The sequence below is a fragment of the Prosthecobacter sp. genome (assembly GCF_044222565.1).
In the GTDB taxonomy this organism is placed as follows: domain Bacteria; phylum Verrucomicrobiota; class Verrucomicrobiia; order Verrucomicrobiales; family Verrucomicrobiaceae; genus Prosthecobacter.
Genome location: NZ_JBGANA010000002.1, coordinates 154,218 through 163,712 on the forward strand (window position 1 = coordinate 154,218; position 9,495 = coordinate 163,712).

Consider the following 9,495-nt stretch of genomic DNA (forward strand, 5'->3'; position numbering starts at 1 on the left):
ATGATGAATGACGACGCGCCAGTTCTGAATCCCGCCACCGGCAAGTCAAAGCTGCGCTTCAAGACCATCTTTGTCTCCGATGTCCACCTCGGCATGCCGGACAGCAAGGCCGCCCAGGCTTCCCACTTCCTGCGGAACTGCCTCTGCGAAAAGCTGGTGCTCAATGGCGATATCATCGACGCCTGGCATCTCCGCCGCATGGGCGGCTGGAACAAAGCCCACACCAACTTCATCCGCACGGTGCTGCGCAAGATGGAGAAGGAAAACACCGACATCATCTACCTCCGCGGCAATCATGATGACGTGCTGGACCGCTTCATTCCCATCCAGTTTGAGCACTTCATCATCACGGACGAGCACATCCACCACACACCCAGGGGCGACTACCTCGTGGTGCATGGGGACGGCTTTGACGCCGTCAGCACCAATCACGCCTGGCTGGCCCAGCTCGGCGGTCTGGGGTACAATTTCCTCCTCCGCATCAACCGCTTCTACAACGGCTACCGCCGGCTGCGCGGCAAGGAGCCTTTCTCCTTCAGCGCCTGGGTGAAGCAGAAGGTGAAGTCCACCATCGGCGCCGTGGGCAAATATGAGGAGCAGCTGCAAAACCTCGCCAAACAGCGCGGCTGCATCGGCATCATCTGCGGGCACATTCACAAGGCTGACAACAAGATGGTCGGCTCCACGCATTACCTCAATTCCGGCGACTGGGTCGAGTCCATGACCGCACTCGTGGAGCATCTCGACGGCACCTTTGAGATCATCGGCTACCTCGATTTCTGCCAGCGCACCAGCCGTGATCCCAAGGGGGCCGCCGCCGAGGTCGAGGAAGACTCCCAGCCAGCGGAATCTTCCCCAATTCCCATGTAGCAAAACTGTCACACTAGTTCATTCTTCATCATGCAAGATCACATCCTCTCCAGTTTCAACCACTCGCTCGACAAGCTGCGTGACGACGTTCTCGCCATGGCCAGCATGGCGCGCAAGAATCTCGCCAGTGCCATGCGCGGCCTGCTGGAGCGAGACACCGACCTGTGCAATGCCGCCATCGCCGCGGACCAGGATGTGAACGAACTGGAAAAGAACGTGGACAAGCTCGGCATGCAGATCCTCGTGAAGTTTCAGCCCACCGCGCACGACCTGCGCCAGGTCATGGGCACCATCCGTGTGGCGAACAACCTTGAGCGCATCGCCGACCAGGCCTCCAGCATCGCCAAGCGCGCCCGCATCATCAACAACCTCCCCGAGTTCCCCGAGATCAAGCTCATCCAGCCCGTCTATTCGCTCTGCGACCGCAATCTCGACATCAGCCTCCAGGCCTTCCTCAATGCCGACCCCGATGCCGCCGCTGCCGCCCGTCTGCTGGACAAGGAACTCGATGCCGCTGAAAAGGCGCTCGACCGCGAAATCATTTCCGTGATGGAATCCCAGCACGCCGAGCTCGAAGGTTACATCCACCTCATCTTCGTAGCCCGCTTCCTCGAACGTGTCGGTGATCACGCCAAGAACATCTGCGAAGACACGATCTTCATCGAGCGCGCTGAAGACATCCGCTTCAGCAAGGACAAGCGCGCCGAAGTCGCCGCCGCCGCAGCCGTTTCAGGTTTGTAAAAGTAGTCAAGAGCTTCAGCTCGTTCTGGAAAGCGTCCCCTCCAGCGCCCGCTGAAGTTCTTGCCGCATTCCTGCTGCTCCGCCCGGCAATCTGGCCTGTGATGCTCTGCCTCGCCAAACCACACCGCAATGTCTTCTTCCCCCATCCTCCACCTCTCCCGCCCCTACCAAGCCGTCCTCTTCGACATGGACGGCACCCTGCTGGACTCGCGGGCCGTGGTGGATCGTGTCTGGCGCGACTGGGCCGCCTCCCACGGGCGTGATTCCGCCCCCATCATGGCCGTGTCCCACGGGCGGCGCACCATCGACACCGTGCGTGCCTTTGCCATCCTTGGAACGGATGTGGAGGAGGAAAGCCGGAAGGTCGAAGCCATGGAGATTGCCGATGTCGAAGGCATCTTTGCCATTGCCGGCGCAAAGGAACTGATCACCCGCCTTCCCAGCAATCGCTGGGCCGTCGTGACCTCTGCAGGTCGTGAACTCGCCATTCGCCGTCTCACCGCCGCCGGGCTGCCCATCCCTGAAGTCATGGTCACCGCCGAGCAGGTTGCTTACGGCAAGCCGGACCCCGAAGGCTACCAAAAAGCCGCCCGACTTCTCGGCACCACCGCCGATCGATGCCTCGTCTTCGAGGACGCCCCCGCAGGCATCGAAGCCGGCCGCCGAGCGGGCTGCGATGTCGTCGCCATCACCGCCGCCCGCCCGCACCCCTTCGAACCCAGCTGTCCCGAGGTGTTGGATTATACCCGCGTGCAGTTTGCGTTGATTTAGGCTATAGTGAGTCGAAAACAGGGTTTCCTTTCCGAATGAGCTCCAACGCTGACTTTCCGGCCCTCTCGTTCAACTGCCCCAAGCTCTGGGCGCAGATGCAGGGAGATGAAAAGACGCGCTTCTGCGACGTGTGCCAGAAGAACGTGCACAATCTCTCGATGATGAATACGGAGGAGCGCCGCAAGCTGCTGGCGAGCACCGAAGAAAGCCCCTGCGTGACCTACTTCCAATATCTGAATGGCGAGCCGATTGATGTGACGGTGCTGCCGGAAGGTCATCCTCTCAAAAGGAAACTGCTGAAGGCCGCGCTGATATCCATGAACGCCGTGGCCGCAGGTTCCATCGCCTTCGATGCTGGTACCCTGGTGGGAATGGCCCTCCAAGATCAGGAAGCTTCCACCCTTGGCAAAGGTGGTTGCTACAACATGTTGACGGGCGTCCCCCTTCGACCTCCTGGATACGTTTCACCTTCTGGATCTGTGCCACCGCCCCTGCCACCCGGCTCGCCGGGACCGATGCCGGTCGGACCGCTGCCATCGGGCGGACTGCCACCATCGACGCTGTAGCACACCAGAAAAAAGGCGCTGTGTCACCACAGCGCCCTTTGATTGACAAAGCTGACTTCAGCCTCACGGAATGTTACCTGGAGTAGACACGCCCTCTTCCAGTTTCAGCGCCCACTTGATGCCCGCCAGGATCATCTCCTGATAAGTCTCGGCGATCTCAGGGCTGTTCTTGCGGTCCTTGGTATCGGCTTTCCAGGTGGGGTCCCACACGTCTTCGCGGTGGCCCAGGGAGTTGTAGTACACCCGGCCAGATCCGAGTTCCTTGCACCAGGAGACGGGGTAGTAGCGGCCCTTCTGGGCTTCGACATCCTTCAGGTCCGCATCCTTCTTCGGATCTTCGACCTTCTTTTCTTTCCGTTGGGCCGCCTCTGCCTGCATCTGCTCCAGGTTCGGGTGGCTGTTCAGTCCCAGCAGTCCATGCACCTTGGTCTTGTCGAAGGTCTTGATGATGTAGATCTCGTCAAAGACTTTCCAGCCAACGGGGACGGTCTTGGTGATGGGGTGTGCGGGATCATGCACGATGGGCTGGATCTCCACCTGGGACTTGTGCGTTTCAAATTCACCGCCCAGCATGTCGATGTAGCCCCGGAAGGGATGATAAGTGTCCGAGCCGGAGTGCATGGCGATGAAGGCCTTGCCGCCTTCGATCAGCTTGATGAAGCCCTCGCGGTCAGGCAGAAGAAGATCACCGGTGGTGTTGGCAAACACGAAACCGTCGTAGCCTTTGATTTTATCCAGCGCCATCTTCTCAGCCATGTAGGCCTTGATTTTGTCGCCCCAGACTTTGTTGGCTTCATTGAAGTCAGCAGACGCCTTGCTGTAGGCTTCGACCTTGGCCTTGAAGGATTCATCCGTGTCTTTCGGGCCGCGCTCCGGCGCCTTGCCAGGGTTCTTCGGCTGACCGTCGGGCTGGTGCACGTAATCGACGGTGAAAGCACCGGATTTCTGGCCGAGCTCGGCGAGGACTTTCTCGGCGGTCTCAATGGAGGAGTGGCGGAAGCCGGTGGTGACGGTGACGACAAGGAGCTTCTTGGGCTCCGCGTGGGCGGAGAGGGAAAGCGCGGCTGCAAAGAGGAGCGTGAGGCGTTTGATCATGGGTGGGAGAAGGCAAACGTGGCGTGCTGAAGACCTTTTGCAGCCGGAAAGTGTGGTAAATGCAAAGCCTGCTGTATCTCGCCGCAAATTACGCACAGAGCCTCTGTCGGCTCAGCTGGTTGGGCTTCGCGGCACCTGATGCGCCGCGAAGCCCTCGAACCAATCACCAGCAACCAGGAACTTCGAACCGAGAATCCGCTCAAAAGAAAATGCTCAGCATCACCGAGCCAAACAGCTGCCCTTCCGCCTGGCCCTTGTACTCGCGGGTGCGGTAGATGAAGGCGTAGCTGAGCTTCGAATTCCGCCAGTTCATGGCCATGCCCACCGACAGGTCCGCGACGAAGATATTCTTGTCCACCGAGTGGCTGCTGCGGAAGGTGTTGCCGTCCAGGAAGATGTTGCGGGCCACGGCGCGTCCTTCAGCACGGGCAAACATATGCACGCCAAAGCGGTGCATCCAGGTTCTGGCGCCCATGCCTTCCACCGGCGTCGGCGTGGTGGCTGCATCACTGATGCCGCTGGTGCCAAAGTCATCGGGCAGATTGTAGCCAAATCGCAACTCGCCGCCCAAATCTGCCAGCGTATAGACATTGCCCACCGTGGCCCCGGCATAGGGGAGGAAGTCGCAGGCCAGACCGCTGCCTTCAGGATTGCTGCGGAAGCGCCACTTGCGCTCATAGGAGGCATTGATGCCGATCTCGTTGCGCAGCTGGTTGTCCCAGCCCTGCGGAGAGCGTTGTCCCAGCGCCTGATGCACGGCATGCTGCGTCTCCTCCCCCATGGCCCAGGGGCCCACCACACCGAGGTTCAGCACAAAGGTGTTTTTTACCCGCGGCGTTTTCCACACCAGCCCCAGACCCCCGTAGAGCCATCCGGCATAGGGGCGCTCGTTGGGCACCAGCATGTTCGTCTTGGTGTTTACTGGCGTGAACAGACTTTGACCGATGAATACCGCCACATTGCGTGTGTAGCCGGAGTCACCCATGAACGGGGCGTCGTCAAAGTATCCTGCCACACCACCCGCGGCGGTGTCGTCGCTGAACTTGTTCAGGCTCGGCGAGGTCCAGCTGATGCGTGCGCCATTGGTGTAGTCGCGGTCCGTGCCGGCAAAGGCATCATTCTCAAAGTAAAACGTCAATGCGCCGAAATGCGCCGGACTTAGGTCCGGAGCCACCTGCGCAGGACTCATGGCTGGCGGAGCAACAGGGGCGGGTTCCACGTCCTCCGCTATCTGCGCTTGCAGCAGACAGGGAAGGCTGATGGTGGCGAGGAGAATGAGCGCGTTTTTCATAATCGGGAAACCTAATTTAACTTTTCGACTGCCGTCTATCGAAAAGCAGAAACTAATTGGATGTATGGAATATCAGATTTTTTCTGGAAATACTGCGGCTCGTTGGAGCAAAAAGCGCCATGAACTAAATTTTAGTATCCTCTTTGAGAGGGAAAACTTAATACCGTTACGTTTGTTTGGGATGAGATCGCTTCTTTCCGTCTTCCTGGCGTCGGCAGTTCTCTTGCATGCCCAGACTATTCCCCCGGTGACCACCGTGGATGCTTCCAATTATCCCTCCCTGCAGGCGGCGCTGGACTCCCTGCCTGAGGGCGGAGGACTCCTGTCCATACCGCCGGGGCGTTATGTCATCACGCAGCCGCTGCGGGTGAAGACTGCGGAGACCCGGATCGTTGGCAGCGGTGCGGCTACTCACATCGTCAATGAAAACGCCACGGGAGAGCCCGCTTTCATCTTGCGCCCCCCGAACCTCGATCAAGACGCCAAGGCCCGACTGTGGCGTGTACAGATGGCAGACCTTCGCATCAGCGGCACGGCACAAAGTGGAGACGGCGTCTTTGCCGAAGGCATCCAGGAGATCTATTTTGAAGGCGTCTCCATCGACCATCACGGCGGCCACGGCATTCACATGGAGAACTGCACGGAGGACCCGCGCGTCGCGGACTGCATTCTTACCTATAACAAGAAAAGCGGCATCGAGATCCATGGCGGCCACGACATCATCGTAAACGCCTGCCACTTTGAGGAAAACCAGGACGCCCTGCACTGCTATGACGCCTTCAATCTTTGCATGAACGGCAACAACATTGATGACCATCTTGGAAATGGCATCATCATTGAGAACACCTACGGCTCCGTCGTGAGCGGCAACATGATTGAGGAGTGCAATGGCACTGCCATCATCCTGGATCGCGACTGCTACGGCATCACTCTGAGCGCCAACGTCATAGCCCATCACCTGCAGGGCGGCATCGATCTTCGGGACGCCTGCGGCTGCACCCTCAGCGCCAACACCTTCGTCCTCGTGCACCAGTTCTCCGTGCGCGCTTCCGCCGAGTCCGAGCGCAACACCGTCTCAGGCAACACCTTTACCAATTCATTCATTGGAGCGGGACAAAACAAACGCCCGGTCGAAGGTGCGCAGCCCATGAGCATCGACGCCGGCACCGGCGTGAAATTGGAGGCCGGCGTGAATGGCATGGTGCTCACCGGAAACACCTTCTCGGGGCTTTCCACGCCCGCCATCTGGGGCGAGGGCGCTGTGAAAAATGTACTCATTACGTCAAACCTTTGTATGGACTGCGGACGTAAGATGCCCAAAGGCAGCCCGTGGCTCGCCTTTCCTCAAAAGACAGGCATCCTCATCAAAGACAACATGGACGAAAGCGCCCCAACCCCACAGTGATGCTGCATGCTTGATGTACAGCGCAATCGTGGAACCAGGAACCGTGAAGAAATCGACTTCACGCGCAAGATCATGTGGACGCATATGATTCTTGGCTCTGTCGTCATCACGCTGCTTCTGTTTCACGAGCTGTTTTCCTGGTTTGCCGGTGCCTTGGTTTGGTATGCCGCCAGTCTGGCGGCAATGTACGGTTTCATGTGCCAGAGCAGATGCTGCCGTTGGCTGCTGGCGCTCGTGTTTCTGGCCGCGACTGCAGCGGGAGTCTTCTTCCTCAACCGCATCTATCCCGCCATCATCCCTCCGCGCACCTCCCTCCTGCCGCTCTCTGCCATCCCTCTTTGGATGGGAATGACCAATCTGACCTACGGCATCGGCGCTCTGATCATGATGTTTAATGCACGCGTCCGCCTCGCTGGCGAGACCGGCTTCATGCTTTGGTAGGCCAAGGCAGGGCAGGGGGGGCCTGAGCGTGCCTGTTCAAGAAAACGACCGCGAAATTTGCGGGCTCATTTTCTTTAGAGCCTCCACAAACTCCTCTTCTTTTCGGTCCACCGCAAAGAAGAAGCTCTCTTGGGATGTCGCATCCGCGCAAACAAGAACCGCATACCGTTTCCCTTCCAAAAGATCTCTGACCTCCAGGGGCGAGATGAGCTTTTCCTCTCCTTGGGCCTGGTGGCGGATCTGGTCGCCCAAGATTTCTACCACACTCTTGCCTCCGGATCTCTTTTCCCAGGCTGCACCCATGTCCAGAATCATTTTTCGCTCGTGACTTCGCTGGATGATGATGAGCGGCACGGCGATCATGGTAGTCACCGCTAGCAGCGCAAAGACCTTCGCGGAAAGCACTGCTGCCTGCGGATACGACTGGTCCCCGACGGTCAGCTTTGCTCCGTCTCCGTTCGCTCTCCAGGCATACACGCCGGGGACGGACAGAATCACCAGTAGAATCACCACCTGCCATGCACGCCGCGAGCGTCTGCCCAGCAGAGTCCTGATCCCGCCTTCGACGGCACTCCTGTTGATCTCGATGCGAGGCGACATGCCACCGAGCTTAAGATCTGGCAGAAAAAGCGCCAGCGATCTGTGCCCTGGCATCTCTGGACCACCTTTCCAAGTCTGAAACCATTCGATAAATCTCACCCGAATTTTAGACCAGTCCTCGCCATGACAAATGCTCTCAAACCTTGGCTGACCGCACACCAGCAAATACAGAAAACAAACAACGCCGCAGAGTCTCCTCTGCGGCGTTGAAAGGTTTGAGCGTTGAACTCGCGTCGTCTTACTTCTTCCGGTCCCGGATCGCGCCCGTCTTCAGGCGCAGGCCGTTCAGGCGGATGAAGCCGGTCGCGTCGTCCTGGTTGTAGGCCTTCGTCGGGTCCGCTTCCATCGTGGCGATCTGCGGGTTGTACAGGCTGAAGATGCTCTTCCGGCCTGCGGGGATGATGTTGCCCTTGTAGAGCTTGATGCGCACGGTGCCGCTGACCTTCTTCTGGCTTTCGGTGACGAGGGCCTGCAGCGCGAGGCGTTCTGGTGCGTACCAGAAGCCGTTGTAAACGAGCGTGGCGTACTTCGGAATCAGGCTGTCGCGCAGGTGCATCACTTCGCGGTCCATCGTGAGGCTTTCGATCTGGCGATGGGCGAAGTGCAAAATGCTGCCGCCGGGGGTTTCGTACACGCCGCGGCTCTTCATGCCGACGAAGCGGTTTTCCACCATGTCCACGCGGCCCACGCCGTGCTTGCCGCCCAGCTTGTTGAGCATCTTCATCACTCCCAGCGGGGAGAGCAGCTTGCCGTTCACGGCGATGCAGTTGCCCTTTTCAAATTCGAGGATCACGGTTTCCGCCTTGTCCGGGGCGTCTTCAGGGAAGACGGACAGCGTGTTGAAGTAGCCTTTGTACTTCGGGTCGCTGGCGTCAAACCACGGGTCTTCCAGGATGCCCGCCTCGTAGCTGATGTGCAGGAGGTTGCGGTCCATCGAGAAAGGCTTCTTCGCGCTGGCCTGCACAGGGATGCCTTTCTTTTCGCAGTAGGCGATCATCTCGGCGCGGCCGGGAAACTCGGTGCGGAAGCGCTCGTCGCGCCAGGGGGCTATGATTTCAATCTCCGGCGCCAGAGCGGCGGCGGTCAGTTCAAAGCGCACCTGGTCATTGCCCTTGCCCGTGGCACCGTGGGCGATGAATCCGGCCTTCTCGGCCTTGGCGATCTCCACCATGCGCTTGGCGATCAGCGGGCGGGCGATGCTGGTGCCCAGGAAATACTCGCCTTCATAGATGGCCCCGGCCTGGATCATCGGGTAGATGAAGTCGGAAGCAAACTCCTCCTGCAGGTCGTCGATGTAGATCTTGGAGGCACCGGTCTTCTTGGCCTTGGCGTTGAGACCTTTGAGTTCGTCGTCCTGACCGACGTTGGCACAGAAGGCGATGACTTCGGCGTTGTAGGTTTCCTTGATCCAGGAGAGAAGGACGGAGGTGTCGAGGCCGCCGGAGTATGCGAGGACGATTTTTTTGCTCATGAGTGCCACTTTTTTGAGGGGGGTGCCGAGGATAAGGGAATTCGCTGGTGTGTCGAGCCTCGGAGTGAACCTTTTTTTGCGATTTTGGGGGGATAAAAACGGGGTGATTAGGAAAAGTTAAATAAATCCCTTCTTTCTATTGAAATTATAATTGGTATGGTTAAGATGGCTTTATTCACGAAATTACATGGATTTGTCTCCAGAATACAAGCATCAACTCTCCGCTTCCCAAGAAGGCGGGGAC

The 9,495-nt window shown here is 58.7% G+C and carries 10 protein-coding genes; 6 read left to right on the forward strand and 4 right to left on the reverse strand.

The features are described 5' to 3' along the window. From ACILSR_RS02975 to ACILSR_RS02990, 4 genes are all read left to right on the forward strand, one after another. Positions 1-870, forward strand: a complete 870-nt coding sequence (locus ACILSR_RS02975; RefSeq protein WP_395748236.1) for a UDP-2,3-diacylglucosamine diphosphatase — start codon at positions 1-3, stop codon at positions 868-870. Positions 871-900: 30 nt separating this feature from the next. After that, positions 901-1,611: a phosphate signaling complex protein PhoU gene (gene phoU / locus ACILSR_RS02980; RefSeq protein WP_395748237.1), complete on the forward strand. Its 711-nt coding sequence runs from the start codon at positions 901-903 to the stop codon at positions 1,609-1,611. A gap of 129 nt (positions 1,612-1,740) precedes the next feature. Then, the gene (locus ACILSR_RS02985; RefSeq protein ID WP_395748238.1) at positions 1,741-2,382 is read left to right on the forward strand and encodes an HAD family hydrolase; all 642 of its coding nucleotides are present in this window, start codon (positions 1,741-1,743) and stop codon (positions 2,380-2,382) included. 35 nt (positions 2,383-2,417) lie between these two features. Next, positions 2,418-2,948 (forward strand): hypothetical protein, encoded by a 531-nt coding sequence (locus ACILSR_RS02990; RefSeq protein ID WP_395748239.1) that lies wholly within the window; start codon positions 2,418-2,420, stop codon positions 2,946-2,948. A gap of 63 nt (positions 2,949-3,011) precedes the next feature. Here the strand turns inward: ACILSR_RS02990 and ACILSR_RS02995 are convergent, their stop codons facing one another. Both ACILSR_RS02995 and ACILSR_RS03000 read right to left on the reverse strand, forming a co-directional pair. After that, the gene (locus tag ACILSR_RS02995) at positions 3,012-4,043 is read right to left on the reverse strand and encodes a ThuA domain-containing protein (RefSeq protein WP_395748240.1); all 1,032 of its coding nucleotides are present in this window, start codon (positions 4,041-4,043) and stop codon (positions 3,012-3,014) included. 199 nt (positions 4,044-4,242) lie between these two features. Continuing rightward, a complete protein-coding gene (locus tag ACILSR_RS03000; protein ID WP_395748241.1) occupies positions 4,243-5,334 on the reverse strand; it encodes a lipid A deacylase LpxR family protein in 1,092 nt (363 codons plus the stop codon). Between the two features lie 181 nt (positions 5,335-5,515). On the opposite strand from ACILSR_RS03000, the gene ACILSR_RS03005 reads away from it, so the two are divergent. Beyond that, positions 5,516-6,739, forward strand: a complete 1,224-nt coding sequence (locus ACILSR_RS03005; protein ID WP_395748242.1) for a right-handed parallel beta-helix repeat-containing protein — start codon at positions 5,516-5,518, stop codon at positions 6,737-6,739. Positions 6,740-6,745: 6 nt separating this feature from the next. Next, positions 6,746-7,180: a hypothetical protein gene (locus ACILSR_RS03010; RefSeq protein ID WP_395748243.1), complete on the forward strand. Its 435-nt coding sequence runs from the start codon at positions 6,746-6,748 to the stop codon at positions 7,178-7,180. A 36-nt stretch (positions 7,181-7,216) separates the two neighbouring features. On the opposite strand, the gene ACILSR_RS03015 is transcribed toward ACILSR_RS03010, so the two are convergent. Then, the gene (locus ACILSR_RS03015) at positions 7,217-7,780 is read right to left on the reverse strand and encodes a hypothetical protein (protein ID WP_395748244.1); all 564 of its coding nucleotides are present in this window, start codon (positions 7,778-7,780) and stop codon (positions 7,217-7,219) included. Between the two features lie 238 nt (positions 7,781-8,018). Continuing rightward, positions 8,019-9,251 carry an argininosuccinate synthase gene (locus tag ACILSR_RS03020; protein ID WP_395748245.1) on the reverse strand — a complete coding sequence of 411 codons (1,233 nt, stop codon included), beginning with the start codon at positions 9,249-9,251 and terminating at the stop codon, positions 8,019-8,021. Positions 9,252-9,495: the final 244 nt, after the last annotated feature.

Excerpts from the sequence above, each read along its gene's own strand:
- ACILSR_RS03020 (WP_395748245.1), bottom strand. The coding sequence starts at position 9,251 with ATGAGCAAAAAAATCGTCCTCGCATACTCCGGCGGCCTCGACACCTCC.
- ACILSR_RS02975 (WP_395748236.1), top strand. The coding sequence starts at position 1 with ATGATGAATGACGACGCGCCAGTTCTGAATCCCGCCACCGGCAAGTCA.
- ACILSR_RS03005 (WP_395748242.1), top strand. The coding sequence starts at position 5,516 with ATGAGATCGCTTCTTTCCGTCTTCCTGGCGTCGGCAGTTCTCTTGCAT.
- ACILSR_RS03010 (WP_395748243.1), top strand. The coding sequence starts at position 6,746 with ATGCTTGATGTACAGCGCAATCGTGGAACCAGGAACCGTGAAGAAATC.
- ACILSR_RS02995 (WP_395748240.1), bottom strand. The coding sequence starts at position 4,043 with ATGATCAAACGCCTCACGCTCCTCTTTGCAGCCGCGCTTTCCCTCTCC.
- ACILSR_RS02985 (WP_395748238.1), top strand. The coding sequence starts at position 1,741 with ATGTCTTCTTCCCCCATCCTCCACCTCTCCCGCCCCTACCAAGCCGTC.
- phoU (WP_395748237.1), top strand. The coding sequence starts at position 901 with ATGCAAGATCACATCCTCTCCAGTTTCAACCACTCGCTCGACAAGCTG.
- ACILSR_RS03015 (WP_395748244.1), bottom strand. The coding sequence starts at position 7,780 with ATGTCGCCTCGCATCGAGATCAACAGGAGTGCCGTCGAAGGCGGGATC.
- ACILSR_RS03000 (WP_395748241.1), bottom strand. The coding sequence starts at position 5,334 with ATGAAAAACGCGCTCATTCTCCTCGCCACCATCAGCCTTCCCTGTCTG.
- ACILSR_RS02990 (WP_395748239.1), top strand. The coding sequence starts at position 2,418 with ATGAGCTCCAACGCTGACTTTCCGGCCCTCTCGTTCAACTGCCCCAAG.